The sequence below is a fragment of the Cypionkella sp. PAMC25878 genome, from assembly GCF_058135695.1.
Window position 1 is genome coordinate 3243236 of sequence record NZ_CM176871.1, and the last position, 23606, is coordinate 3266841.

25 protein-coding genes and 1 tRNA gene are annotated in these 23606 nt (G+C 60.5%); 17 read left to right on the top strand and 9 right to left on the bottom strand.

The features are described 5' to 3' along the window. Positions 1 to 133 precede the first annotated feature (133 nt). On the bottom strand, positions 134 to 919 hold the full coding sequence (locus tag ACS5RD_RS15925; RefSeq protein ID WP_489928210.1) for a phytanoyl-CoA dioxygenase family protein: 786 nt from the start codon (positions 917 to 919) through the stop codon (positions 134 to 136). A gap of 87 nt (positions 920 to 1006) precedes the next feature. On the opposite strand from ACS5RD_RS15925, the gene ACS5RD_RS15930 reads away from it, so the two are divergent. From ACS5RD_RS15930 to ACS5RD_RS15940, 3 genes are all read left to right on the top strand, one after another. Continuing rightward, the gene (locus tag ACS5RD_RS15930; RefSeq protein ID WP_489928211.1) at positions 1007 to 1927 is read left to right on the top strand and encodes a LysR family transcriptional regulator; all 921 of its coding nucleotides are present in this window, start codon (positions 1007 to 1009) and stop codon (positions 1925 to 1927) included. A 151-nt stretch (positions 1928 to 2078) separates the two neighbouring features. Beyond that, positions 2079 to 3113, top strand: coding sequence for a LacI family DNA-binding transcriptional regulator (locus tag ACS5RD_RS15935; RefSeq protein ID WP_489931393.1), 1035 nt, complete (start codon positions 2079 to 2081; stop codon positions 3111 to 3113). A gap of 39 nt (positions 3114 to 3152) precedes the next feature. Then, positions 3153 to 4127, top strand: a complete 975-nt coding sequence (locus ACS5RD_RS15940; protein WP_489931394.1) for a glucokinase — start codon at positions 3153 to 3155, stop codon at positions 4125 to 4127. Here the strand turns inward: ACS5RD_RS15940 and ACS5RD_RS15945 are convergent. Continuing rightward, entirely contained in the window at positions 4124 to 4783 is a 660-nt protein-coding gene (locus ACS5RD_RS15945; RefSeq protein ID WP_489928212.1) for an alpha/beta hydrolase, read from the bottom strand. The genes ACS5RD_RS15940 and ACS5RD_RS15945 overlap by 4 nt on opposite strands. Next, the gene (locus tag ACS5RD_RS15950; RefSeq protein ID WP_489928213.1) at positions 4780 to 5409 is read right to left on the bottom strand and encodes a DNA-3-methyladenine glycosylase family protein; all 630 of its coding nucleotides are present in this window, start codon (positions 5407 to 5409) and stop codon (positions 4780 to 4782) included. Before ACS5RD_RS15950 ends, ACS5RD_RS15945 begins: the two co-directional genes overlap by 4 nt. Positions 5410 to 5489: 80 nt before the next feature. On the opposite strand from ACS5RD_RS15950, the gene ACS5RD_RS15955 reads away from it, so the two are divergent. Both ACS5RD_RS15955 and ACS5RD_RS15960 read left to right on the top strand, forming a co-directional pair. After that, positions 5490 to 6698 (top strand): MFS transporter, encoded by a 1209-nt coding sequence (locus tag ACS5RD_RS15955; RefSeq protein ID WP_489928214.1) that lies wholly within the window; start codon positions 5490 to 5492, stop codon positions 6696 to 6698. Between the two features lie 3 nt (positions 6699 to 6701). After that, entirely contained in the window at positions 6702 to 7154 is a 453-nt protein-coding gene (locus tag ACS5RD_RS15960; RefSeq protein WP_489928215.1) for a GNAT family N-acetyltransferase, read from the top strand. A gap of 69 nt (positions 7155 to 7223) precedes the next feature. On the opposite strand, the gene ACS5RD_RS15965 is transcribed toward ACS5RD_RS15960, so the two are convergent. The 3 genes from ACS5RD_RS15965 to cysS are packed head-to-tail and all read right to left on the bottom strand — an operon-like array spanning position 7224 to position 11019. Beyond that, complete coding sequence (locus ACS5RD_RS15965) at positions 7224 to 7985, bottom strand: squalene/phytoene synthase family protein (protein WP_489928216.1); 762 nt, start codon at positions 7983 to 7985, stop codon at positions 7224 to 7226. Next, positions 7982 to 9604: a citramalate synthase gene (cimA, locus tag ACS5RD_RS15970; RefSeq protein WP_489928217.1), complete on the bottom strand. Its 1623-nt coding sequence runs from the start codon at positions 9602 to 9604 to the stop codon at positions 7982 to 7984. Before cimA ends, ACS5RD_RS15965 begins: the two co-directional genes overlap by 4 nt. Further along, entirely contained in the window at positions 9601 to 11019 is a 1419-nt protein-coding gene (gene cysS, locus ACS5RD_RS15975; protein WP_489928218.1) for a cysteine--tRNA ligase, read from the bottom strand. The genes cimA and cysS overlap by 4 nt, the downstream gene beginning before the upstream one ends. 232 nt (positions 11020 to 11251) lie before the next feature. On the opposite strand from cysS, the gene ACS5RD_RS15980 reads away from it, so the two are divergent. From ACS5RD_RS15980 to ACS5RD_RS15990, 3 genes are all read left to right on the top strand, one after another. Beyond that, entirely contained in the window at positions 11252 to 12637 is a 1386-nt protein-coding gene (locus ACS5RD_RS15980) for a pyridoxal phosphate-dependent decarboxylase family protein (protein ID WP_489928219.1), read from the top strand. Further along, a complete protein-coding gene (locus tag ACS5RD_RS15985) occupies positions 12638 to 13201 on the top strand; it encodes a TPM domain-containing protein (RefSeq protein WP_489928220.1) in 564 nt (187 codons plus the stop codon). It begins immediately after the preceding gene. Between the two features lie 319 nt (positions 13202 to 13520). Then, positions 13521 to 13991: a hypothetical protein gene (locus ACS5RD_RS15990; RefSeq protein ID WP_489928221.1), complete on the top strand. Its 471-nt coding sequence runs from the start codon at positions 13521 to 13523 to the stop codon at positions 13989 to 13991. Here ACS5RD_RS15990 and ACS5RD_RS15995 read toward each other — a convergent pair. Together ACS5RD_RS15995 and ACS5RD_RS16000 are read right to left on the bottom strand one after the other, a co-directional pair. Then, the gene (locus ACS5RD_RS15995; RefSeq protein ID WP_489928222.1) at positions 13988 to 15799 is read right to left on the bottom strand and encodes an ABC-F family ATP-binding cassette domain-containing protein; all 1812 of its coding nucleotides are present in this window, start codon (positions 15797 to 15799) and stop codon (positions 13988 to 13990) included. The genes ACS5RD_RS15990 and ACS5RD_RS15995 overlap by 4 nt on opposite strands. Before the next feature lie 99 nt (positions 15800 to 15898). Then, positions 15899 to 16648: a GNAT family N-acetyltransferase gene (locus ACS5RD_RS16000; RefSeq protein WP_489928223.1), complete on the bottom strand. Its 750-nt coding sequence runs from the start codon at positions 16646 to 16648 to the stop codon at positions 15899 to 15901. 105 nt (positions 16649 to 16753) lie between these two features. Between ACS5RD_RS16000 and ACS5RD_RS16005 the strand changes: the two genes are divergently transcribed. Further along, positions 16754 to 17344 carry a fused DSP-PTPase phosphatase/NAD kinase-like protein gene (locus ACS5RD_RS16005; protein ID WP_489928224.1) on the top strand — a complete coding sequence of 197 codons (591 nt, stop codon included), beginning with the start codon at positions 16754 to 16756 and terminating at the stop codon, positions 17342 to 17344. 17 nt (positions 17345 to 17361) lie between these two features. Here ACS5RD_RS16005 and ACS5RD_RS16010 read toward each other — a convergent pair whose 3' ends face one another. Then, complete coding sequence (locus ACS5RD_RS16010) at positions 17362 to 17844, bottom strand: outer membrane protein assembly factor BamE (RefSeq protein ID WP_054006059.1); 483 nt, start codon at positions 17842 to 17844, stop codon at positions 17362 to 17364. A gap of 234 nt (positions 17845 to 18078) precedes the next feature. Here ACS5RD_RS16010 and ACS5RD_RS16015 point away from each other — a divergent pair, with 234 nt between their 5' ends. From ACS5RD_RS16015 to ACS5RD_RS16050, 8 genes are all read left to right on the top strand, one after another. Continuing rightward, complete coding sequence (locus ACS5RD_RS16015; protein ID WP_489928225.1) at positions 18079 to 18651, top strand: YceD family protein; 573 nt, start codon at positions 18079 to 18081, stop codon at positions 18649 to 18651. A gap of 174 nt (positions 18652 to 18825) precedes the next feature. Continuing rightward, on the top strand, positions 18826 to 19029 hold the full coding sequence (gene rpmF, locus ACS5RD_RS16020; protein WP_054006057.1) for a 50S ribosomal protein L32: 204 nt from the start codon (positions 18826 to 18828) through the stop codon (positions 19027 to 19029). Between the two features lie 17 nt (positions 19030 to 19046). After that, complete coding sequence (gene plsX / locus ACS5RD_RS16025; RefSeq protein WP_054006056.1) at positions 19047 to 20177, top strand: phosphate acyltransferase PlsX; 1131 nt, start codon at positions 19047 to 19049, stop codon at positions 20175 to 20177. Next, on the top strand, positions 20174 to 21145 hold the full coding sequence (locus tag ACS5RD_RS16030; RefSeq protein ID WP_489928226.1) for a beta-ketoacyl-ACP synthase III: 972 nt from the start codon (positions 20174 to 20176) through the stop codon (positions 21143 to 21145). Before plsX ends, ACS5RD_RS16030 begins: the two co-directional genes overlap by 4 nt. A gap of 100 nt (positions 21146 to 21245) precedes the next feature. Next, positions 21246 to 21545 carry an integration host factor subunit alpha gene (gene ihfA / locus ACS5RD_RS16035; RefSeq protein ID WP_304924747.1) on the top strand — a complete coding sequence of 100 codons (300 nt, stop codon included), beginning with the start codon at positions 21246 to 21248 and terminating at the stop codon, positions 21543 to 21545. Between the two features lie 12 nt (positions 21546 to 21557). Continuing rightward, positions 21558 to 22319 carry a MerR family transcriptional regulator gene (locus ACS5RD_RS16040; RefSeq protein WP_489928227.1) on the top strand — a complete coding sequence of 254 codons (762 nt, stop codon included), beginning with the start codon at positions 21558 to 21560 and terminating at the stop codon, positions 22317 to 22319. Positions 22320 to 22382: 63 nt separating this feature from the next. Then, positions 22383 to 22460: transfer RNA gene (locus ACS5RD_RS16045), tRNA-Pro, on the top strand. 61 nt (positions 22461 to 22521) lie between these two features. Beyond that, a complete protein-coding gene (locus ACS5RD_RS16050; RefSeq protein WP_489928228.1) occupies positions 22522 to 23604 on the top strand; it encodes a 2'-deoxycytidine 5'-triphosphate deaminase in 1083 nt (360 codons plus the stop codon). Positions 23605 to 23606 lie beyond the last annotated feature (2 nt).

A 23606-nucleotide genomic window follows, 5' to 3' on the forward strand; every position in this document is an offset into this window, starting at 1 on the left:
CAACCCCGCCCGACAAGCCTGATGCTTAGGACCAATCAGCGCACCAAAGCTTAATAGATCCTGAACGCCGCCGACTAACCCTTTGATTTCCCTAAGCCCCGAAATGGTCCCGAGTCGGGACCATTCCAAACCCTCACTTCAAAAACGGAAACCAATCCTCCCGCAACACCTGCCCCGCCACCATCTCATGCCCCGGATAGGGCGGCGAGGTCCGCCCCGGCCGCTCCACATACCGCGCATCATCACCCAAAACCCGCAGCGAAAACGCCCGCCGCCTAGTGCCCGCCTCATTGCCCCGCGCGCCGTGCAGCGTGCGATAATTGAACGCCACCGCGTCACCCGGCTCCATCTGCCACTCCCGCACCGGCATCCCCTCCGCATCCGGGTCCGGCACGGCCATGTACAATTCCGGGTTCGGATAAAACGAGGTCTCCGACAGCCACCGCGTCGGCAGCACCTCTTTCGGCCACAGGTGCGACCCCGCCACGCAGCGCAACGACGCCTGTGTCACCGGATCCAGCGGCGACCAGAACGACACATTCTGCTGCCCCTCGACAAAGTAATACGGCCCGTCCGTATGCCAAGGCGTCGCCCGCGACGTCCCCGGCTCCTTCACCAACACATGATCATGAAACATCTGCACCCGCTCCGATCCCATCAGCTTGGCCGCCACATCCGCGACCTCAGACTGCTTGATCACCCGCTCAAATTCCGGGATGCGCTGCCAGTTGCAATAATCGTCAAAGAACCGCCCAGAATCCCCCGGCCGCAGATTCTCTGCCGCAAACGGCCCCGGCTCCGCCATATTGCGCGCCACTCCGGCCTGCAACTCCTCGACCCAATCGGCCCAAAGCCCCTTGATCAGCACCACGCCATCGCGCTGATACGCCTCAATCATCTCATCGGTCACGTCTACCATGCTGGCCTCCTGATTTCGCTTGGCTTGCAACATGGCGCGGTTTAATCATAGCCGCAAATAATACCTTTCAATGCAGGTCATAACCCAGTGCTATCCCTTACCCTCCGCCAGTTGGAATATGCCACCGCCGTTGCCCGCCACGGCGGCATGACGGCGGCCGCCGAGGCGCTGCATGTCAGCCAGCCCGCGCTGTCGGTCGCCCTCGCCCAACTCGAATCCCTGCTGCAACGCCCGCTGTTCCTGCGCCGTGCCGGAGGTCGCCTCACCCCCACTGCCTTCGGGCGCGGCTGGCTGGAACTGGCCGAGGCGCAACTGACTGCGCTGACCCGCCTCACCGATCCCAACGCCGCAGCCGAGGATATCCGGCTTGCGGTGTTCGAAGACCTTGCGCCGAGTTGTTTGGCACCAATCCTCACTTATGCGGAAAAGCTCGCGCCACACCTGAAGATCACTACGCAAGTCATGGATTTTGCAACGCTTTCCGATGCACTTCACAAAGGAAAAGTCGATCTCGCTTTGACTTGGGATCTTGGCCTACAATCCGACATGGCCCGCCAAAGCCTTGCCCGAATCGCCCCACATGCCATCCTGCCGCCTGATCACCCGCTCGCCAAAAACACCAGCTTGACCCTCTCCCAACTCGCCCTCGAGCCGCTGATCCTGACCGATCAAGGCCTGTCGCTTGGCCATATGCGCGGGCTGTTTGCGCAAGCGGGCCTTACCCCGCAAATCCGCCACCGCACCGCCTCGATGGATCTGATGCGCAGCTATGCCGCCAATGGTCTGGGGCTAGGGCTGTCTTATACCAACCCCGCCGCCCGCCTCAGCCCCGATGGCAAACCGCTAGTCACCCGCCCGATCCGCGATGCGGGGACCGAGCCGCTGATCTTGACCCATCTGGCGCAGAACCCACCCTCTGCCGCAGCGCAGCAACTGAGCGCATTGATCCCACACGCGCTGCCAGCGGCGTTACAGGGTGAATCTTCCGTGCATTTGATACCGCTTTGAAGCTTTTACACTTCCCGCAACCCACTGAAAAATAATAACACCCTTAAAAACTCGTAACGATTGTGCAAATCAAGCCTCAAACACTTTGACCACCCCGGCCCGCGCGGTTAGTGTCCCTGCGCAACCTGACCCCATGGGCACCCGAACCTCGATGAACCTCAAAGAACTGGCGCAAAAGCTGAATCTCTCGCCCACCACCGTCAGCCGCGCGCTGAACGGCTACCCCGAGGTCAATGATGTGACGCGCGAGCGTATCGTTGCCGCCGCCAAGCGCTACAATTACCGTCCCAACACCCGCGCCATCAGGCTTGCGACAGGCCGTGCCATGGCGGTGGGCCATGTGTTTCCGGTTGCCACCAAATCCGAAATCATGAACCCGATCTTCGCCGATTTCATCGCCGGCGCAGGCGAGATTTACGCAGCGAACGGCTATGATATGCTGCTGTCCGTCGTCGCCGATGATGCCGAAGCCGCCGCCTACCGTGACCTGAAATCCCGCGGTGCCGTCGATGGCGTCATCGTCCATGCCGTGCGCACCTATGATCCGCGCATCGCCAGCCTGCAAGATTTGGGGCTGCCCTTCGTCACCCATGGCCGCGCCACCGGGATTGAGACCGACTATTCTTGGGTCGATGTCAACAACCGCCGCGCCTTCCTGCGCGCCACCGAATTTCTGCTCGATCTCGGCCACAACCGCATCGCTTTGGTCAACGGCAAAGTGGATATGGATTTCGCCATCCGCCGCCGCACCGGCTATGTTGACGGCTTGGCTGGACGCGAAATTGCGCCAGATGCAGCCCTTATGGCAAGCGATGAGATGACCGAGCTTTCCGGCTACCGCGCCGCTAAGCGTATGCTGGCGCTGGATAATCCACCAACCGCCTTCGTGGCCGCCTCGATGCTGTCGGGCATGGGCGTGCGCCGCGCGATCGAAGGTCAGGGCCTGAAACTGGGGCGGGATGTCTCGGTGATCATCTTTGACGACGAGCTCAGCTATCTGCGCAATGGCGACGATGTGCCGATTTTCACCGCCACCCGCTCATCGGTGCGCGATGCCGGGAGGATCGCCGCCGAGATGCTGCTGGCGCTGATCGCCGACCCCTCCCAAGGCCCGCTGCATCGTTTGCTAGAGGCTGATTTGATCATTGGCCAGTCCACCGGCCCTGCCCCACGTAAATCCATCTAAATCAAAAGCCTGCGGGCTAAAGTTAAGACAATGAGGTCACTGATGTCTACCCCTCTCGCCCTCGTTGCCGATATCGGTGGCACCAACACCCGCGTCGCTTTGGCCGATGGCAAAGTCGTGCGCCAAGCCAGCATCCGCCGCTATGCCAATGCCGAATTCACCAGTTTGGAGCCGGTTTTGACCCGCTATATGGCCGAAGAAGGTCTGAAATCGGTGGATGGTGCCTGCGTCGCCGCCGCAGGCCCGGTACGCGATGGCGTGGCGGTGATGACCAACCTGTCTTGGGTGATCGACGCCGCCCTGTTGATCCGCGCCACGGGGGCGGGCCAAACCGCCATCCTCAACGATCTGCAAGCCCAAGGCCACGCCTTGGGACACATAGCACCGGAATTCCTGCGCCCACTGATCCCCGGCACCCAAGTGGCAGGCGCCGCGATGCTGGTTGTCGGCGTCGGCACCGGGATGAACGCCGCCCCGGTGCATGACACCGCTTGGGGCCGTCTGGTCGCCCCCTCGGAATGTGGCCATATCGCGATGCCAGTGCAGACCGAACAAGACTTCCGCCTGTCGCGCTTTGTCGCCCATACCGGGGCCAATGCTCACGGTTATGCCGGGGTTGAAGACGTCCTCGCGGGGCGTGGTCTGGAGCGTGTCCACGCCTTCATCTGTTCTGAGGCCGGCCAGCCGCAAGATCTGAAGGCTGCCACGATCATGGACGCCCTAGCTGCGGGAGAGCCTTTGGCGCGCGAAACCGCCAAGCTTTACATGCACTTGCTGGGCCAAGAGCTCGGCAATCTCGCGCTGATCCACCTGCCGTTCGGTGGCATCTACCTGATCGGCGGCGTCGCCCGTGCGATGGTGCCCTATATGGACGAGATGAATCTGGCGCAGGCCTTCCGCACCAAGGGTCGATTCGCCGAATTCATGCAAAGCTTCGCCGTTTTCGCGGTCGAGGATGATTTCGCCGCCCTCACTGGCTGCGCCGCCTTCCTCGCCAGCGGTGGCCGCGACTAAGCCCTCAACTGATCGGTGATGAAACTCAACGCCACCTGCAAGCCATCCGGCGCAATCCCGTGCCCGGTGCCCTGCATCACATGGCCATAGGTGGCAAACCCAGCCGCGACCAGTGCATTGCCCGCCGCCTGCATTTCTTCAATCGGCACCACCGGATCTTGATCGCCATGCACCAGCAAAACTTCAGGTTTGACCTTAGCTTCTGCCTGCAACACTTCAGGAAACATCAACTTCCCTGAAATCGCCACAACCCCGGCAATCGCCACCTCCCGCCGAGGCGCCACATGCAAACTCATCATCGCGCCCTGTGAAAACCCGACCAGCACCAGCGCCTCTGGCCCCAGTCCCTCCTCGGCCAGCCGCGCATCGAGAAACCCGTTCAGATCCTCCGCCGCTTGCGCCAAGCCCAGCCGCGCATCCGCCTCCGAAGACCCATCAAACCGCGGAATCCCAAACCATTGCCGCCCAAACGGATTGCCCGCGCAAGCCTCGGGCGCATCCGGCGCATAGAACACCGTGTCGGGCAAATGCGGTGCCAACGCATCCGAAAGCCCCAGCAAATCCGCGCCATCGGCGCCATAGCCATGCACAAACACCACCATAGAGCGCGCAGCCCCCGACACAGCCGCCACCCGCCCGAATTTCAACGCTCTCATCGAATACCTTCCCGCGATTTTGCCACATGATAATAAGCCCATAGCACCCGCGCCGCAACCGCGCGCCACGGGCTCCAAGCCTCTGCCATCCCCCGCAACGCCTTTTCCGTGGGCCGCTCGGGTAGCCCGAACAGCAACCGCGCGCCTTCCTGCAAGGCCAAATCCCCCGGCGCGAACACATCCGCCCGCCCCAGCGCAAACATCGCATAAATCTCGGCAGTCCAACGGCCGATCCCCGGCACCGCCACCAATTCCGCGATTACCACCTCATCAACTTTGCTGCGCAAGCCAATGAAATCAATGCCAGAACCCGCCAACGCCTTGGCATAGCGCGCCTTTTGTCGCGACAACCCCACAGAACGCAAATCCTCGTCCGACGCAGCCAGCACCCCGTCCAAGCTGACTACTCCCGCCGCTTCCATCCGCGCCCAGATCGCATTGGCGGACGCCACAGACACCTGCTGCCCGACAATCGCATCCAACAACGCCGTGAAACCATCGGCATGACGCCGCAACGGCAAATCACCCACCACGCCCAAAGCCTCGGCGAACCGCGCATCTGATGCGCTCAGCCAAGCCGCCCCCTCCGCCACGCAATCCAAACTCTGAATTATCCGCCCGACCATCACCCCTCCAGCCCCACCAAACGATAAGGCCAGAGCGAATCTCCCTTGCCCCCGCCAAAACCCATGCCTACCGATGGCACATGATGACAGATCAAGACAGCCTCGCCCGCCGCAACGTTTATGTGCTCGTAGCCTCCCAAGCCGTGCTCGGCGCGCAACTGCCGATGATGTTCATCATCGCGGGGCTGGCCGGGCAAAGCCTCGCCCCCAATCCGTGCTGGGCGACTTTGCCGATCTCAGCCATGGTGATCGGCTCGATGCTGACCGCCACGCCGATTTCCGCTTTCATGGCGCGCTATGGCCGCCGCGCAGGCTTTATCGTCGGCACTTTGGGCGGCACCTTGGGTGCTGCCATCAGTGCAGCCGGGCTGCTCTACAGCTCCTTCGCTTTATTCATTCTGGGCGGGTTATTCTCCGGTATCTATATGTCCGCCCAAGGCTTTTACCGCTTTGCCGCCGCCGATACCGCATCAGACGCCTTCCGCCCCAAGGCAATTTCTTGGGTGATGGCAGGCGGTCTCTTGTCCGCCATCGTCGGGCCAGAACTGGTGAAACTGACCAATGATGCCATGGTGGTGCCGTTTCTGGGCACCTACCTCACCGTCATTGCTTTGAATTTCTGCGGTGTTTTCCTGTTCGCTTTTCTCAAAATCCCAAAACCTGCTGCAGCTAGCCATGGCTCTGACCAAGGCCGAAGCCGCACGCAACTGATCCGCACCCCCGCGATTGCCGTCGCGGTGATTGTCGCCACTGTGTCCTATGCCTTGATGAATCTGGTGATGACCTCATCGCCTTTGGCCGTGGTTGGCTGCGGCTATCTGAAATCCGATGCCGCCAATGTGGTGATGGGCCATGTTCTGGCGATGTATGCGCCGTCCTTCGTCACCGGCCATATCATCGCCCGCTTCGGCACCCAGCGCGTAATGGCCACCGGCCTCATGATCCTCGCCGCTGCCGGAGCGGTCGCGATGGCCGGGGTCGATCTGTTCAACTTTTTCGCCGCCCTAATGCTGCTGGGTTTCGGCTGGAACTTCGCCTTCATCGGCGCCACCACCATGCTGACCACCTTGATCACCCCGGCCGAGCGCGGCCGGATGCAGGGCATGAACGATCTGATCGTGTTCGGCGGTGTCACCATGGCCAGCTTTTCCTCGGGCGGGTTGATGAACTGCTCGGGCAGCTCGGTGCAGGCCGGTTGGCAAGCCGTGAACATGGCGATGTTGCCGTTTCTGGTGCTGGCAGGCGGTGCGCTGATCTGGCTGGCGCTGCGGCCAAAAGAGACGCGTTAGGCGATGATCCGCCCTGCGACCCCCTCCGATCTGCCGCAGCTTTGCAAGATGGTTCACGCCCTTGCCGAATATCACGGCGAGACCGCGACGGCGACGGTCGCCCACCTGCAACGCGACCTATTTGGCGCGGCGCCCTGGCTGCACGCCTTGGTGTTTCAGGCAGGCCGCCGCCTGCTCGGATATGCCGCCCTGACCCAGCTTGCGCGGGTGCAGTACGGCCAGCGCGGCATGGATCTGCATCATCTGTACGTTTGTACCGATGCGCGCGGCGATGGTATCGGCAAGGCGCTGCTGGCCGCCAGCCTAGACTATGCCCGCAGCAAAACCGCAAGTTATGTGACGGTGTCGACCTTGCCGGGCAATGACATCGCTAAGGCGTTTTATCTGGCACAGGGCTTCGAACCGGCCCCGGTTTCTGGCCTGCGCTACGCGTTCAACCTTGCGGACAAGTCTTAACAAATCGTAATCAAGGCTATGCTAAGCCATTGATTCATTGTGAATGCAACTCTGTCCACGCGTGGACACTCACCAGCGCCCCGAAAAACTCTGCCACAACAGGCGCCCACGTCGCCCAAACTCCGACAGCCCCATCCGACCCTCCGCGACCACCATCGGATCGGCGAGAACCTGCTTCAAAAGCGCCTCCGCCTGCCACCCCGCAAGCAAAGCCGGGGCAGCTCTGCCAACCAATCCCCGCCCCACTCGCGCCTTCGAAATCTTCTCCAGCCCCCGCGCCGCCAGTTCCCGCACCGCCTCCGGCCGCCCATCCACCAAGGGCCGCCGCCCGCGTTCCTCCAACACCGGAACCGCCCGCAAATAGGCCGCCAACCCCGCAGCCCAGCCATAGGCCCGCACAGCTTCCTCGGCCCGATCACCCGCCCCACAAGCCCGCGCCGCCAGCCACATCAGCCCACCTGATGTCTCGTCCAGAAACAAATCAAACGCCGCCTGATCCTCAAACGGCTCCGAATAAACGTCCCAAACCCGCGCCGCCGCCATCTTATCGAGGACCGCGACATCCAACCCCGCCACCCTGATCAGATCATGCAACGGCCCCGCCACCTCATGTGCCCGTGCGCCCGGTTCGGCGACCACATCGCGCCACCATTGCAGCCGCATTTCCGCGATCATCGGCTCTTTCGTCACCCAAGGCGCGCGGGCGATTTCCAGATTGAACGCGTACAGCGGCCACAGCCGCGCCCTCAAACTGACCGGAGCCACCATCACCGCCGCGAACCGATCAGGATCGCCGCGGTCCACCAGATCGGCGCAGGCCTGCAAGCTCACACCGGGGCTCCAATATCGCGGATCAGTTTCCAGTTGATCGCATCCAACAACGCCTCAAAACTGGCGTCCACTATGTTCGCCGAGACGCCCACGGTGGACCAGCGCCGGCCTTGGCTGTCTTCACTGTCAATAATCACCCGCGTGACCGCCTCAGTGCCGCCTTGGGTGATCCGCACCTTGAAATCGACCAGGCGCAGATCGTCAATCACACCCTGATAGGGGCCGAGATCCTTCGCGAGCGCTTTCGACAAAGCATTCACCGGACCGCGATCGGTGCCGGTTTCATCCATGCTTTCCGACACCGACAGCATCTTCTGATCGCCGATTTTCACCACCACCACGGCCTCGGACAGGCTGACCATGCGGTCGTATTTGTTCTTGCGCCGCTCGACCGTCACCCGGTAGCGCTTGACCTCGAAGAACTGCGGCAGCAGGCCGAGTTCGGTGCGCGCCACCAGTTCGAAACTGGCTTGCGCGGAATCGTAGGCATAGCCCTGATCCTCGCGCTCCTTGATGATCTCTAGGATGCGCCCGAGACGCGGATCACCTGCAGCCACCTCAATACCCGCCGAGATCAGACGCGCCCGCAGGTTGGATTGCCCGGCTTGGTTCGACATCGGGATGATGCGCTCATTGCCGACCAGCTCTGGCGGGATATGTTCGTAAGTGCTTGGGTTCTTTAGGATAGCGCTGGCATGTAGACCCGCCTTGTGGGCGAAAGCGCTGGCACCGACATAAGGGGCGGCGCGGTGTGGCACGCGGTTCAGGATGTCATCGAGCATGCGGGACAAACGTACAAGTCCCGCCAAGGCCTCGGTTGAGACGCCACATTCAAGCTGGTGGGCAAAGGGTTCTTTCAGCAGCAGGGTTGGGATCAGGGTGATCAGATTGGCATTGCCGCACCGCTCTCCCAAACCGTTCAGCGTACCTTGTATCTGCCGCGCGCCCGCCTCGACTGCCGCCAAAGAATTGGCCACGGCGTTGCCGGTATCGTCGTGGCAATGGATGCCGAGGCGATCACCGGGGATGCCAGCGGCAATCACTTCGGCCACCACGCGGCCGACTTCCGAGGGCAAAGTGCCGCCGTTGGTATCGCAGAGGACGATCCAACGCGCGCCTGCATCCAAGGCCGCGCGCAGGCAAGACAGCGCGTAATCCGGGTTGGCGCGGTAGCCGTCGAAGAAATGCTCGGCGTCAAACAGCGCCTCACGTCCCTTGGCGGTGACGTGTTTGAACGAGGCCGCAATCGCCTCGCGGTTTTCCTCAAGGGAAACACCAAGGGCGGTGGTGACGTGAAATTCATGGGTCTTGCCGACCAGACAGACCGCAGGCGTGCCCGCATCCAGCACCGCCGCCAGCACATCGTCATTCTCCGCCGAGCGCCCGACCCGCTTGGTCATCCCAAACGCCGTCATCGTGGCGCGGGTTTTCGGCGCATTGGCGAAAAACTCTGAGTCGGTCGGGTTCGCGCCCGGCCAACCACCCTCAATATAATCCACCCCTAACGCATCGAGCGCCGTGGCAATCTGGCGTTTTTCAGCGGTGGAGAACTGCACGCCCTGAGTCTGCTGGCCGTCGCGCAGGGTGGTGTCGAACAGGTAGAGGCGTTCCCGGGTCATTTGAGGACTTCCAACTTAGACACGTCGAAATCCATTTCTGGACGAAGAACGACTTCTTCCTTGCTCATCATCACTGAAACATTTGCCTCACTTATCGCTTTTCTTAAGGCATCTACGTGGACGAAATTTTTACTGACCTTTGCTTTTTCTCGTAGTTTCTGAATTTGGATTGCCAGGGGCGCAAGAATTTCGAGCGCCCGCCGATACTGCAGCGTTTTTGATGCAAGTTGCTCCCAATTCAAAATTCCCAGAAATTCGATATTTCGGCCGAGGTCGTTAGCATCGGATGAACCATTTAATGTTCCAAGAATACGCAACGCTTCGTGCGTATTCAGATCATCACTCAGCGCGTCAACTACTTCGATTTTCGGTTCAAGTAGCTTGGCCACATCCAAGTCGCCGTACCGCGCAATCATCTCTATATAGCCGAAGAGTTTAACTTCCGCCTCGATTGCCTTTTCCATGGTCCAGTCCATTGGCTTGCCGTAATGCGTCCCCAAATACACCATGCGGATCACCTCGCCCGGATAGCCCTGATCCAGCAAATCCCTGACCGTAAAGAAATTGCCCAAGCTCTTGGACATCTTCTTGCCCTCGACCTGCAACATCTCATTGTGCATCCAGACCTTGGCGAAACTCGCCTCGGGATGGGCGCAGCAGCTTTGGGCGATTTCGTTTTCGTGGTGGGGGAATTGCAGGTCCAACCCGCCGCCGTGGATGTCGAACGACGCCCCTAGCAATTCGTAGCTCATCGCGGAACATTCGATATGCCAACCCGGACGGCCCCGGCCCCAAGGGCTGTCCCAGCCCGGCTCGTCGCCCGAGGATGGCTTCCACAACACGAAATCCATCGGGTCTTCTTTATAGGGCGCGACCTCAACCCGCGCGCCGGCGATCATGTCATCGACCGAGCGGCCTGAGAGAGCGCCGTAGTTCTTGTACGAACGTACACGGAATAACACATGGCCTTCAATGGCATAGGCGTGGCCCTTGGCGATCAAATCAGAGATCATTGCCACCATTGGCCCGATATATTCGGTCGCACGCGGCTCAAAATTGGGCCGCAGTGCGCCCAAAGCGTCCATATCGTCGTGATACCACTGGATGGTTTCCTCGGTGCGCTCGCGGATCAGCGCCTCCAGAGGCCGATGGTCGCCCGCCTGTTGGCGCGCCAAAGCGGTGGCGTTGATCTTGTCATCAACATCGGTGAAATTGCGCACATAGGTGACGTGATCCGCGCCATAAACGTGCCGCAGCAACCGATACAGCACGTCAAACACCACCACCGGGCGGCCATTGCCGAGGTGGGCGCGGTCATAGACCGTGGGGCCGCAGACGTACATCCGCACGTTTTTGGCATCAATCGGGGTGAAGATTTCCTTCGCCCGCGTCTTGGTGTTGTGCAGTTTGATCATCGCAACCCTCGTCCCTAGCGCTCGCATTTGCCTGCGGCGGGTCTATCAGCTTGATCCGGTTGAGGGAATGAGGTGATGGCCCGCGTGACTTGAAGTCAGCAGGTAATGCAGCAAATGATGATGCCCATCGTGTTCATGCCGATGTGATAACGTTGAATTTGCCCGCCGCCAAGGGGGTTTTGGTTGTGTTGCTTAGTTCACAGGTTAAGATTGTGAAAACCGGGAGGCCAAGATGAACCATGACGATCTGAACCATTGGTCAAAGCGCGCCGCCGATTGGGTGACGGACTATCATCGGGGCCTGCGGGATCGTTCGGTGCGGGCGGATCTGACGCCGGGGGCGATTGCGGCGCAACTGCCGCGCGTGGCCCCGGATGCCGCGGAACCGATGGAGCAGATTTTTGCCGATTTTGAACGGATTGTGCCGCAGGGCATGACGCATTGGCAGCACCCGCGGTTTTTCGCCTATTTTCCGGCCAATGCCTCCCCCGCGTCGATGCTGGCCGAGCAGTTGGCCAATGCGATGGCCTGTCAGGGCATGCTGTGGCAGACCTCGCCCGCCGCGACCGAGATTGAGCAGGTGATGGTCGGCTGGCTGCGGCAGGCGCTGGGATTGCCCGAGGGGTTTGTCGGCACGATCCACGATTCGGCGACGACGGCGACCTTGTCAGCGATCTTGACGATGCGTGAGCAGGCGACGGAATTTCATGGCAATATCAAGGGGATGAGCGGTCATGCGCCGTTGCGATTCTATGCTTCGGCGCAGACGCATTCCTCGGTGGATAAAGCCATTCGGGTGGCGGGGATTGGGCAAGACAATCTGGCGAAGATCGCCACCGATACCAGTTTCTCGATGCAACCCGAGGCACTGCGGGCGGCGATTGTGGCGGATCAGGCGGCAGGGATGCTGTCTGCTGGGGTGGTTTTATGTGCTGGTGGCACCTCGATTGGGGCGTTTGACAGGATTGCGGAGTGTATCGCGGTGGCCAAGGCGCATGGGTTGCCTGTGCATGTTGATGCGGCTTGGGCGGGGTCGGCGATGATCTGCCCCGAGTTTCGCGATCTGTGGAAAGGAGTGGAAGATGCTGATTCCATTGTGTTTAATCCGCATAAATGGCTGGGGGCGCAGTTTGATTGTGCCATCCAGTTTCTGCGTGATCCGACGGCTCAGGTGAAAACCTTGGGCCTGCGCCCGGCCTATTTGGAGACCGCTGGACGCGAAGAGATCGTGAATTTCAACGAATGGACTGTGCCTTTGGGGCGGCGATTTCGGGCGTTGAAGCTGTGGTTCACGTTGCGGGCTTATGGATTGGACGGATTGCGGGCGCGGATTCGCAATCATGTGGCATGGGCGCAGGAGTCGGCTCTGGCTTTAGCAGCTATTCCTAACGTGAGGATTATCACGCAACCTATTCTGTCACTTTATACTTTCGCACTGCCCGATGATATCAAAACCGAAAACCTGCTGAACCGCATCAATGATGATGGCCGGATTTATCTAACCCAGACCCGGCATGAGGGCCGCTACGTGATCCGGGTGCAGGTCGGTCAGTTTGACTGCACGCGCGAGGATGTCATGATGATCCCGCGCATTGTTGCGGAATTGATCGGACAGTGAATGATTCGAAGACTAATTCGGACCCTACTGTTGCTGGTGTTTTTGCCCCTTGCAGCAATGGCGCAGGGTTTGCCGCAGCCACTCTCCGATACTGTCTCGGATTTTGCAGGCGTGCTCGGTCCTGATGAGGAAACCCGGCTGAATGCTACGCTGCAAAAGGCCCGCGATGCGACTGGCGTGCATATCAGTGTCGTCACGATGGAGCACAAGGCAAGTTATGGAGGATCTGGGCAAAGTATTGAAACCTATGCAAAAAATCTGTTTAATGCTTGGGGGATTGGCGACAAGAAGCGCAATGATGGCATTCTGATCCTGGTCGCCAAGGGCGATCGTGAGATGCGGATCGCGCTCGGGACGGGATTTGATGCGGTCTATGACGGCTTGGCGCAGAGGGTGATCGACCGTGACATGCTGCCCGCCTTTCGCGACAATCACTATGCCGACGGAATTGAGGCTGGGGCGCAAGCGGTGATCGACCGTCTGGCGCGGCCGTTTGCCATCCACAATCCGCCGCCGATTGAGCGTGACTATTCCGGCCTACTGGGCACACTGCCCTATGTTTAATTTGTTGGGCTATTTGGGGCTGTGGCGCTGCGACGGCAAATTGGCGATGCGACCACGCGGTTTCGGGCCTGCCCGAAATGCGGTCGCAAGGGGCTGTCCCGCAGCCGCGCGGTCAATGTTGCAGCTGATACGACAAGGTCTGGCAGCGGCACGCAGACCACGCATTGCAGCTATTGCGCCTATTCAGAACAAGCAATCTATACCATCTCGCGCATATCCGAATCCTCGTCAGGCTCGTCTGGGGGATTTGGCGGCGGCGGGTCTTCCGGGGGTGGCGCGTCCGGGCGATGGTAGGCGTTTTAATATTTAGGTGAGGAAGATGGGTAAACTTATTGCTATGCTTGTGCTTTTACCCTGCCCGCTGCTGGGGCAAACTGGCGTGACTGCGATGTTTCCGCCCGAGGCTGCGTGCTTTCAGCGCCACTATGATGCGGCGCATCTGGCAAAACATCCGCAGCAACAGATCACGGATATCGCATTGACACCTGCCGAGGGGCAAGAGGTGAGCGCATCACTGGTCGTCGATATTTCGGTGAAATTGCGCGATACATCTGACGGTTACATCGGCAGCGCCTATTGCGAAGCTGATTCTGTCGGGCTGTCTTGTGGGATGGAAGGCGACGCGGGCGCGTTCAGCTTGGCGCTGCGCGAGGACGGGGAATTGCTGCTAAAGGTCGATCCCACAGGGATGAGCTTTGAAGGCGCGCAGGATTTTCTCACCCTGTCAGGCAGCAGCGGCGATGATCGGGCGTTTTTGATGTACCCCGTCGCCGCCGCTGATTGTTTTTAGGCGCGCTCGGCCAAAGCCAGCCATTCAGCCTCGGCGGCGGAGAGTTGCGCTTGGCGTTCGGACAAAGCTTCCCCGGCTTTGCGGAATTTCACCGGCTCTTTGGTGAAGATCAGCGGATCAGACAGCAGATCTGAGACTTTGCCAATCTCGGCTTCTAGCTTTTCGATCAGCGCGGGCAAAGCCTCCAGACGTTTGCGTTCGGTGAAGGTCAGGCCCTCGGTCTTCTTCGCATCTGACTTCACTTGTGCGCCGAAACCACCTGATTTGGCAGAGTTATCCGCCGTCAGTGTACCACCGGACACCACCCGTTGGTTCTGGTAATCGGTCCAACCACCCGGATAGACCGAGGCCCGGCCCCGGCCTTCCAGCGCCACGGTAGACGTCGCGATGCGGTCGATGAAATCGCGGTCGTGGCTTACCAAAAGCACGGTGCCGTCGTAATCGCCAAGAATATCCTGAAGCAAATCAAGGGTTTCAACGTCGAGATCGTTGGTCGGTTCGTCCATGATCAACAGGTTCGACGGCAGCGCCATCAGTTTGGCTAGCAACAGCCGCGCCTTTTCGCCACCCGACAGCGAGCGGACGGGGGCACGGGCTTGCGCCTCGTCGAACAGGAAGTCTTTCAGATAGGCCACAACATGCTTCGGGTTGCCGCGCACCATCACTTGATCGGAACTACCCGAGACAGCCATCAAGGGATCATTGGTCAGGCTGTCCCACAGGGTCGCGTTGGGGTCGAGACGCGCGCGGGCTTGGTCGAACACGGCGATTTCCAGATTGGTGCCAAGCTGCACGGTGCCGGAATCGGGTTGAAGTTCGCCCGTCAACATCTTGAGCAGTGTGGTTTTTCCGACGCCATTCGGGCCGACAAACGCCACACGGTCGCCGCGCTGTACCCGCAGATCGAAGCCATTCACGATGACCTTGTCGCCGAAGATTTTGGAAATCCCCTTCGCCTCGATCACCCGCTTGCCAGATTGTGTGCCGGAATCGAGTTCCAACTGTGCGGTGCCTTGGCGACGGATTTGGCTGCTGCGTTCATCGCGCAAGGCCGCCAATGCGCGCACCCGGCCTTGGTTGCGTTTGCGCCGGGCCGAGATGCCTTCAACCGCCCATTTCGCCTCGGCTTTGATCTTACGATCCAGCTTGTGGCGGGCATCGTCTTCTTCGGCCCAGACGGTTTCGCGCCATTCTTCAAAACCGTCAAAGCCGGCCTCACGGCGCTTGATCTGGCCGCGATCAATCCACAGCGTTGCCCGCGTCAGGGCGCGCAAGAAAGCGCGGTCGTGTGAAATCAAAACGAAGGCGGTGCGGGTGCCTTTGAGTTCTTCTTCAAGCCATTCAATGGCTTGGATGTCGAGATGGTTGGTCGGCTCGTCCAGCAGCATCAGTTCCGGCGCTTCGGCCATCAGCTTGGCCAAGGCGGCCCGGCGACGCTCACCGCCCGATGCGATGGAGACGAGGGTTTCGGGGTTAAATTTCAGCCCCTCGGCGACCATCGCCACTTTATACTCTTCGCCCTCGGGTAGCATCGAGGCCGCGTAATCGCCCAACGTTTCAAACCCCGACAGATCCGGGTCTTGCTCCATATAGCCGACATGCACGCCGGGCGGCACCACACGGATACCACGGTCGGGTTCCACAAGCCCCGCCATCACCTTCATCAAGGTGGATTTGCCAGAGCCGTTGCGGCCGACCAGCGCCACCCGATCACCGGGTTGGACGACAAGATCAAGCTCGTCAAAAACAGGATTGCCGCCGAAAGTCAGCGAGATGCCAGAAAGCTGGAGAAGGGGTGCGCGTGCCATGCCCGCCTGCTAGGGCACCTTTTGGGCGGCGTCAATCGGCGATGGCACGTAAAGCGCGCGCAGAGCTATTCAGAAATTGCGAGCAAAGCACCCGCAGGCCTATTCAGCAATTGCGCGCAAAGCACGCGCGCGGGCGGGCGGAATTTTCGCTATCTCAACGGCGGTGAACACATGCAGGGTGTCGAGTGTTAGGTCGATCACAGCATGATCGCTGACCCAACCACCCATCGCCAGATAGGTGCGCAGCAAGGGCGGCAGACTTTGCAGGGCATCGCGCAGATCGAAGGGCAGATCGCACAACGCCTCGGCAAAACCGAATACTTCGGGGGCTTTTTGCACAGGCATCCAAGTGTTTGGCGCAAGATGGCCGCGCAGCAGGGCCAAAGCTTTGGCATGGGGGGGCCAATCTGCGCCCTCAAACGAGGAACAACCAAACAGCAGGCTGACCTGCCCCGCATCGACGATCTGCGCCATCGCGCCCCAAGCCAGCCGCAGAATGTCGGGGTCATGCCAATCGGGATCAAGGCAGAAGCGGCCCAATTCCAGCTTGGCGCCGGCAAAGTCCTCAAGGCGGCTTAGGCCATAGACCTGTGCGGCATAGCTGGTGGCAAGCGATTGATCGGCACCGAAAGACATCAACCGATAGCAGCAGACCAGCAGACCACTGGTACGCTCCTCAACCAAGACATGCTGGCACAGCGCGTCAAACGCATCGGCATCGCGGCCAAGCGCCTGTGCAATGCCACGCCGGGCGAGAAAGCTGCGGTGGCGTAGGGCTTGGGCTGCCGCCACATCTGCGCTGGTTTCGGCGAGACGGGCGGTGTAGCGGCCTATGGTCAATGCAAACATGCGGAGCGTAACCGGGGTTGGAGAAGCGATCTGACCGTTCTACCCTTGCGCAGCAGCCAAGCCGGACGCAAGCCTGATCGCATCCAGTCCACCAAGGAGACAGCTATGCCGGTGCAAAACCTGACACGACGCGGCGCGCTTGGCCTGATGGCTTTGGCGCTGCCAACGCGGGTCTGGGGCAAAACCACGGCGCGGGATTGGGCAGAGCCCGTTGATCTGGCCGGAGCGCCCAATCTCTATCGCGTCACGCCCCTGATGTATCGCAGCGCCCAGCCAAGCGCGGAGGGTTTCCGCAACCTTGCCAAGATCGGCGTCAAAACCGTGATCAACCTGCGCCGCACAGTGGATGATTCGCCACTTGCCCAAGGGACGGGCCTTGCGCTGATCCATATCAAGATCACCACCCGCCATGTCACTGATGAGAATGGCGCTAAGATCGTGCTGGCCTTGCGGGCGCTGCGCGATGCCCAAAGCACCGGCCCGGTTTTGCTGCATTGCACGCATGGCGCGGACCGCACTGGCATGATCATCGCCCTGTGGCGGATGCTATATCAGGGCTGGAGCCGCGCCGAGGCTTTGGAGGAATTGCAACAGGGCGGCTTTGGCTTTCACGCCGTCTGGATCAATATCCCGCAGTATCTGCGGCATGTTGATCTGAACGATCTGAAAGCCCGCATTGCGTCGGGGGCGAACTAAGCCCCAAGACGCTTGGCTTATTTCAGCAACTGATCCGCGCTCAGGCCACCAACGTTGCCGAACAGCTGCTGCAGAATCCCAGCGGCTTTGACGTTATCTTTGGTGACACGGCGTGACAGCGGCACGATCTGGCCTTTCTCAAGCCCGAAACGCTCAATATTCTCCACCACACCGGCTTCGGTGAAGCTGATCGCCACCACCTCGCGATTGACCTCCTTCGGCATAAAGGCGCCCTTGGTCACAAAGCGGCTTTCGACATAATACCAGCCGACATCGTTCAGCAGGCCCGAGGCCGAAGGCCGTCCGATCTTGGTCGCCACAGATTCGCGGGTGTCTTTCGCCACGGTGATCAGCGCCAGCTCTTCGTCGGTCGGAATATAGCCGTGGTCCCGGGTGATAGGGGCGCAGGCGGCGATCAGCACCATAGTCAGGCCGATCACCCAAGCGCGAATTGGGCCGCCAGAGGCGATCCGAGCCGATTTACCGAAAAGCTGCGCCATTCCTGCCCTCATCCTCGTGGTCTTGCCCGCACCTATGCCCCAGCCGCTCTTGCGCCAGCCTGTTCGGGCCAGTATCGCAGGGAAAAGGCAACGGTTGCCAAGGCCCGTTGCTTTTGGCTTACAGAAGGACGCGGCTCTGTTCAAGAATGGAACGCGGATGCGACCGAAAACACCGGAATAACCCGCAGGACTGGGTGGGATAGGCCGGGAAAGATCAGGATAGGGGAAATCTCGATGACCGATGCAACTGCTTCCAATCCGGGCTTGCCCAGCCAACCCTACCGCTCTGCTTTGGTGTCGGGGCGCAAGGCCCTGCGGTTCAGCTTCGCGCCGGATGAAGCCGCACGCCGCCAGATCGCCGCAGCGCTGGATCTGATTGATTTGCCGGAATTCAGCTTTAAGGGCGAATTGACCCCGTTGGGCCGCGCCGATGTGATGCTGCGGGCTGATCTTGCCGCATTGGTGATTCAGCCCTGTTCGGTCACCCTCGCCCCGGTGCGCAGCCGTTTGGCCGATGTGACCGAGCGGCGTTATGCCTATGACTATGCTCAGCCCGATGCGGATGAGCTGGAAATCCCTGAGGATGATACTGAGGCTTTGCCGGAAATCATCGACATCGCCGCCGTCGCGATAGAGGCTTTGGCGCTCGCCCTGCCGCTCTACCCCCGTGCGCGCGGCGCTGAATTTGCCGAGGCCGCTTTTGCTGCCCCCGGAGTAGAGCCTTTGCGGTCCGCCGACCTGAAACCTTTTGCCGGATTGGCGGCATTGGCGGATAAGCTGAAAAAACCTGAGGAGCCAGAGACTTAATCGGTGGTTTAGCTCGATCCGCAGCCCCTTGCAGAAAGGGGGTTGCGCGTGGCGGGAATCTGACTATGTTCCGCGCCTCATTGAGAGCTTTGTTGCGCAGACGTTCTATGTGTAATAAGGCTCTGAAATCAAACTAAAATCCGGGGCCTGTCCCCCACTATCCGAGGTCGTGACATGGCTGTCCCGCAGAACCGCACCACCAGCTCCAAGCGCAACATGCGTCGCTCGCATGACGCATTGGTTGCAGGCAACCCGCAAGATTGCACCAACTGCGGCGAATTGAAGCGCCCGCACCACGTTTGCCCGTCTTGCGGTCATTACGATGCGCGCGAAGTTGTCGCCACCAAAGCAGTGGAAGTAGACGAGGACGCGGCGTAAGCCGCCCTTAGCCCTGCTTGCGCCTCGTGGAAACCGGATCAGAAACTCCGTCTAAGCTTGGTGCAAGTGGCATCGTCATTTCTGTTGATGCGATGGGATCAGATCGCGGACCGGGGGCAGTTGTCGCCGGTCTCGTGCTGTCTGCCGCGCAGCTGCCAGACGCCAGCTTTCTGCTGCACGGTGATTCTGCGATAGTCTCGCCTCTGCTGGCAAAGCATCCAGAATTGGCGTCTCGGGTCACTCTGCGCCACGCCCCGCGCGTGGTGTCGATGAGCGATAAGCCAAGCCAAGTGATGCGCAGCGGTCAAGGCACCTCGATGTGGTCGTGCATTGATGCGGTGAAGGATGGCGAGGCGACGGTGGCTGTCAGCTGTGGCAACACCGGGGCGCTGATGGCGGTGTCAATGATCCGCCTGCGCAAGCTGCCCGGCGTCAACCGCCCGGCCATCGCCTGCATGTGGCCGTCGCGCAATCCCGGCGGCTTTAATGTGATGCTGGATGTTGGCGCAGATATCAAAGCCGAGGCCGCCGATTTGCTGCAATATGCCGCGATGGGCGCGTCTTACGCCCGCAATGGCATGAAACTGACCCGCCCGCGTGTCGGGCTTTTGAATGTGGGCACCGAAGAACACAAAGGCCGCGCCGAGTTGAAAGAGGCCAACGATCAGTTGGCTGTGGCTGCTGAGGCAGGTGGCTATGACTATATCGGCTTTGTCGAAGGCGGCGATCTGCCGTCTGATCGGGTGGATGTGATTGTCACCGACGGTTTCACAGGCAATATCGCACTGAAAACCGCTGAAGGTACTGCCAAGCTGATTTCCGACTTTATGAAAGAGGCGTTCAACGCGGGCATACTGTCGAAATTCGCGGCCCTTCTGGCGCTGAATTCGCTGAAACGCCTGCAGCGCCGGATGGACCCGCGCCGGGTCAATGGCGGGATTTTTCTGGGGCTGAACGGCACCGTGATCAAATCGCATGGCTCTGCCGACGAAACCGGCGTCGCCGCTGCCATTGCGCTGGCCTATCAGCTCTCCAGTGCGGGCTTTCTGGAACGGCTTGCGGCACGGGTTGCATCCACTGGGCGGGCGGGGCAGGATGCCGTCGCCGAGATCGGCGCAGATGGGGCGGAGGCAAAATCCAACAAATGACAATACGCGCCGTTGTAAAAGGCGTTGGGCATTACCTGCCCGACCGGATCGTGCCGAACGCAGACCTTGAAGCCTTGGTGGAAACCACCGACGAATGGATCAGAACCCGCTCGGGCATTGAGCGCCGTCACTATGCCGCCGAAGGCCAGACCACAGCCGATCTGGGCACCCGGGCGGCTTTGGCTGCACTGGCCGATGCAGGCCTGCAAGCCACGGATATTGACGCGATTATCGTCGCCACTTCGACCGCTGATTTCACCTTTCCGTCCTGTGCGACGACGATCCAAGCCAATATTGGCATGACCCGCGGCTTTGCCTTTGATGTGCAAGCCGTCTGCGCGGGCTTTGTGTTTGCTTTGACCAATGCCAATGCGCTGATCCTGACCGGGCAAGCCAAACGCGTGCTGGTGATCGGGGCCGAGATCTTCAGCCGCCTGATGGATTGGAAAGACCGCTCCACCTGCGTGCTGTTCGGCGATGGCGCGGGGGCATTGGTGCTGGAAGCCGCGACCGGCACGGGTGAGAATACCGACCGTGGCATCCTCGCCACCGATCTGAACTCCGATGGCCGCTATGGCAAGCTGCTGTATGTTGATGGTGGCAGCTCGACCGGCACGACGGGTCATCTGCGGATGGAGGGTAAGGAAGTCTTCCGTCACGCCGTCGAAAAGCTGGCCGAAACCGCCCACACCGCGCTGGATAAAATCGGCATGACGGGTGGTGATGTCGATTGGATTGTGCCGCATCAGGCCAACATCCGCATCATCGAAGCCACCGCCAAACGCATGCAGGTGCCGATGGATCATGTCGTGGTCACGGTGCAGGATCACGGCAACACTTCGGCCGCATCGATTCCCCTCGCCCTGTCGGTTGGCAAGGCGCGCGGCCAGATCAAGACGGGTGATCTGCTGGTTACAGAGGCGATCGGTGGTGGTTTGGCTTGGGGCTCGGTGGTTCTGCGCTGGTAATCTGCTGAAATGCGCTTTTAAGAACGTCTGCCAAGTCACTGTTATTGACTCGCAATTCCAGACAACGCATCGTATCCCAAAATAACCCTGGGGGGATATGATGAGCGAGAAGACCCTAACGCGTATGGATCTGTCCGAAGCGGTGTTCCACGAAGTGGGCCTCAGCCGCAACGAATCGTCCGAACTGGTCGAAGCAGTGCTGCAACACATGTCGGATTCGCTGGCGTCCGGTGAGACGGTGAAAATCTCGTCCTTCGGCACGTTTTCCGTGCGCGACAAGACCGCCCGCGTCGGTCGCAACCCGAAAACCGGCGATGAGGTTCCGATCTCGCCACGTCGCGTTTTGACCTTCCGCCCCTCGCATCTGATGAAAGACCGCGTGGCGGCTGGCAAGAAGTAAGGATTGCAGCGGGTGGAAAAGTCGCCAGACGCCTTCCGCACCATTTCCGAGGTGGCAGATGACCTTGAAACCCCAGCGCATGTGCTGCGGTTCTGGGAAAGCCGTTTCCCACAAATTCGCCCGGTGAAACGGGCGGGCGGGCGGCGCTATTACCGCCCCGCCGATGTGGCTTTGCTGACCGGGATCAAACGGCTGTTGCACGACGAAGGTCTGACCATCCGCGGCGTGCAGAAAATCCTGCGCGAACAGGGCGTGCGGCATGTGGCTGGTTTGTCCGGCCAGCCTGTACCGGACGATATCGACATGGATGCAGAAGCGGCTTTGGAAGCGGCGTTGGCGTCGAATTTTGGCGCACGCAACGAAGTCGATCTGCCGCCTGAAAAGGCCAAGACCGCCACCATCGTAGCGCTGGAAACCGCCCTGCGCCGCAGTGAGCCGAAATCAGAACCCGAGCCCAGCTTCAACTTCGCCGATCTGGTCGGCGATGCGAGCGATGCGGCAGAGGTTGAATTGCTTGAGGTCGAGCCTGAAAGCGCCGAAGTTGTGACGCTGGTGACCACGAGTATCGCCGTGGAAACCATTGACGTCGCGGCAGAATCACCCAGCCAAGCCAAGCCACCGCTCTGGCCTGCTGACGCCCCATTGATCCAGCGCCTGCGCGTCCTGCCCCCGCACGCCCTGCAAGATCGCCAGACCGATCTGCATGTCTTGCGCGCGCGTTTGATTTCGCTGCGCGCGCGTTTGCGGGCCGCCCCACGCTACCCCGCAACATAGCATTGATCGCCTTGCGCTTTCCTGCTTGCTCCTGCCCGGAATATCAGTATGAAGACCGCGTGTCGGGCCATAGCGCAGCCTGGTTAGCGCGTCCGTCTGGGGGGCGGAAGGTCGAGAGTTCGAATCTCTCTGGCCCGACCAAATCGAAAAACGCCCGCCTGCCAACCAGCAGCGCGGGCGTTTTCGTTTAGAGGATAAAGTGATGAGCCAACCCGGCGTGCTACCTGCCCAAGCCCTGCGCGGCCTGATCGCCAGCGGCGCGATCACCGCCAGCCCGGCGATCATCCCCGAGCAAATCCAGCCCGCCAGCCTTGATCTGCGTCTTGGTAACGTCGCCTACCGTGTCCGCGCCTCGTTCCTGATCGGCAAAGGCCGCAAAGCCTCTGACCGCATTGCAGAATTTGAGATGCACCGCATAGACCTCACCCAAGGGGCGGTGCTGGAAAAAGGCTGCGTCTATGTCGTGCCCTTGATGGAAAGCCTTGCCCTGCCCCAAGGCATCACCGCCGTCGCCAATGCCAAATCCTCCACCGGCAGGCTTGATCTGCTGACCCGCCTTATCACCGACGGCGGCACCGAATTTGATCGCATCGCCGAAGGTTATCACGGCCCGCTTTATGCCGAGGTCTGCCCGAAGTCGTTCTCAGTGCTGGTGCGCGCCGGCCAACGCCTAAACCAGATCCGCTTCCGCCAAGGCCAAGCCGTGCTGTCGGACGCCGAGTTGACCGCGCTGAACGCCCAAGAACCGCTTGTGTCGGGTGAAGCCCTGATCTCCGAAGGCCTCGGCTTCTCGGTTGATCTCAAGCCATCCAAAGGCGATCTCGTCGGCTACCGCGCCAAACCGCATACCGGCGTCGTTGATCTCGACAAGATCGGCCATTACCAAGCCGCGGAGTTTTGGGAGGAAATCCACTCCCAAAACGGCCGCATCATCCTCGACCCCGGCGCGTTCTATATTCTGGTCAGCCGCGAAGCCGTCACCATACCACCGGATTATGCCGCCGAAATGGCCCCTTTCCTTGCCATGGTCGGCGAATTCCGCGTGCATTACGCAGGCTTCTTTGACCCCGGTTTCGGCTATGCCGAGGCGGGTGGTGCGGGCTCGCGCGGTGTGCTGGAAGTGCGCTGCCACGAAGCTCCCTTTGTGCTGGAACATAGCCAGATCGTCGGCCGCCTCGTCTATGAAAAGATGGCCGAGCGCCCCGAGTCGCTGTATGGTCGAGAGATCGCCTCGAACTACCAAGGACAGGGGTTGAAGTTGGCCAAACAGTTCAGAACCGATTAGCC

Excerpts from the sequence above, each read along its gene's own strand:
- ACS5RD_RS15925 (WP_489928210.1), bottom strand. The coding sequence starts at position 919 with ATGGTAGACGTGACCGATGAGATGATTGAGGCGTATCAGCGCGATGGC.
- ACS5RD_RS15935 (WP_489931393.1), top strand. The coding sequence starts at position 2,079 with ATGAACCTCAAAGAACTGGCGCAAAAGCTGAATCTCTCGCCCACCACC.
- ACS5RD_RS15945 (WP_489928212.1), bottom strand. The coding sequence starts at position 4,783 with ATGAGAGCGTTGAAATTCGGGCGGGTGGCGGCTGTGTCGGGGGCTGCG.
- ACS5RD_RS15950 (WP_489928213.1), bottom strand. The coding sequence starts at position 5,409 with ATGGTCGGGCGGATAATTCAGAGTTTGGATTGCGTGGCGGAGGGGGCG.
- ACS5RD_RS15955 (WP_489928214.1), top strand. The coding sequence starts at position 5,490 with ATGATGACAGATCAAGACAGCCTCGCCCGCCGCAACGTTTATGTGCTC.
- ACS5RD_RS15960 (WP_489928215.1), top strand. The coding sequence starts at position 6,702 with ATGATCCGCCCTGCGACCCCCTCCGATCTGCCGCAGCTTTGCAAGATG.
- cimA (WP_489928217.1), bottom strand. The coding sequence starts at position 9,604 with ATGACCCGGGAACGCCTCTACCTGTTCGACACCACCCTGCGCGACGGC.
- cysS (WP_489928218.1), bottom strand. The coding sequence starts at position 11,019 with ATGATCAAACTGCACAACACCAAGACGCGGGCGAAGGAAATCTTCACC.
- ACS5RD_RS15980 (WP_489928219.1), top strand. The coding sequence starts at position 11,252 with ATGAACCATGACGATCTGAACCATTGGTCAAAGCGCGCCGCCGATTGG.
- ACS5RD_RS15985 (WP_489928220.1), top strand. The coding sequence starts at position 12,638 with ATGATTCGAAGACTAATTCGGACCCTACTGTTGCTGGTGTTTTTGCCC.
- ACS5RD_RS15990 (WP_489928221.1), top strand. The coding sequence starts at position 13,521 with ATGGGTAAACTTATTGCTATGCTTGTGCTTTTACCCTGCCCGCTGCTG.
- ACS5RD_RS15995 (WP_489928222.1), bottom strand. The coding sequence starts at position 15,799 with ATGGCACGCGCACCCCTTCTCCAGCTTTCTGGCATCTCGCTGACTTTC.
- ACS5RD_RS16000 (WP_489928223.1), bottom strand. The coding sequence starts at position 16,648 with ATGTTTGCATTGACCATAGGCCGCTACACCGCCCGTCTCGCCGAAACC.
- ACS5RD_RS16005 (WP_489928224.1), top strand. The coding sequence starts at position 16,754 with ATGCCGGTGCAAAACCTGACACGACGCGGCGCGCTTGGCCTGATGGCT.
- ACS5RD_RS16010 (WP_054006059.1), bottom strand. The coding sequence starts at position 17,844 with ATGGCGCAGCTTTTCGGTAAATCGGCTCGGATCGCCTCTGGCGGCCCA.
- ACS5RD_RS16015 (WP_489928225.1), top strand. The coding sequence starts at position 18,079 with ATGACCGATGCAACTGCTTCCAATCCGGGCTTGCCCAGCCAACCCTAC.
- rpmF (WP_054006057.1), top strand. The coding sequence starts at position 18,826 with ATGGCTGTCCCGCAGAACCGCACCACCAGCTCCAAGCGCAACATGCGT.
- ACS5RD_RS16030 (WP_489928226.1), top strand. The coding sequence starts at position 20,174 with ATGACAATACGCGCCGTTGTAAAAGGCGTTGGGCATTACCTGCCCGAC.
- ihfA (WP_304924747.1), top strand. The coding sequence starts at position 21,246 with ATGAGCGAGAAGACCCTAACGCGTATGGATCTGTCCGAAGCGGTGTTC.
- ACS5RD_RS16050 (WP_489928228.1), top strand. The coding sequence starts at position 22,522 with ATGAGCCAACCCGGCGTGCTACCTGCCCAAGCCCTGCGCGGCCTGATC.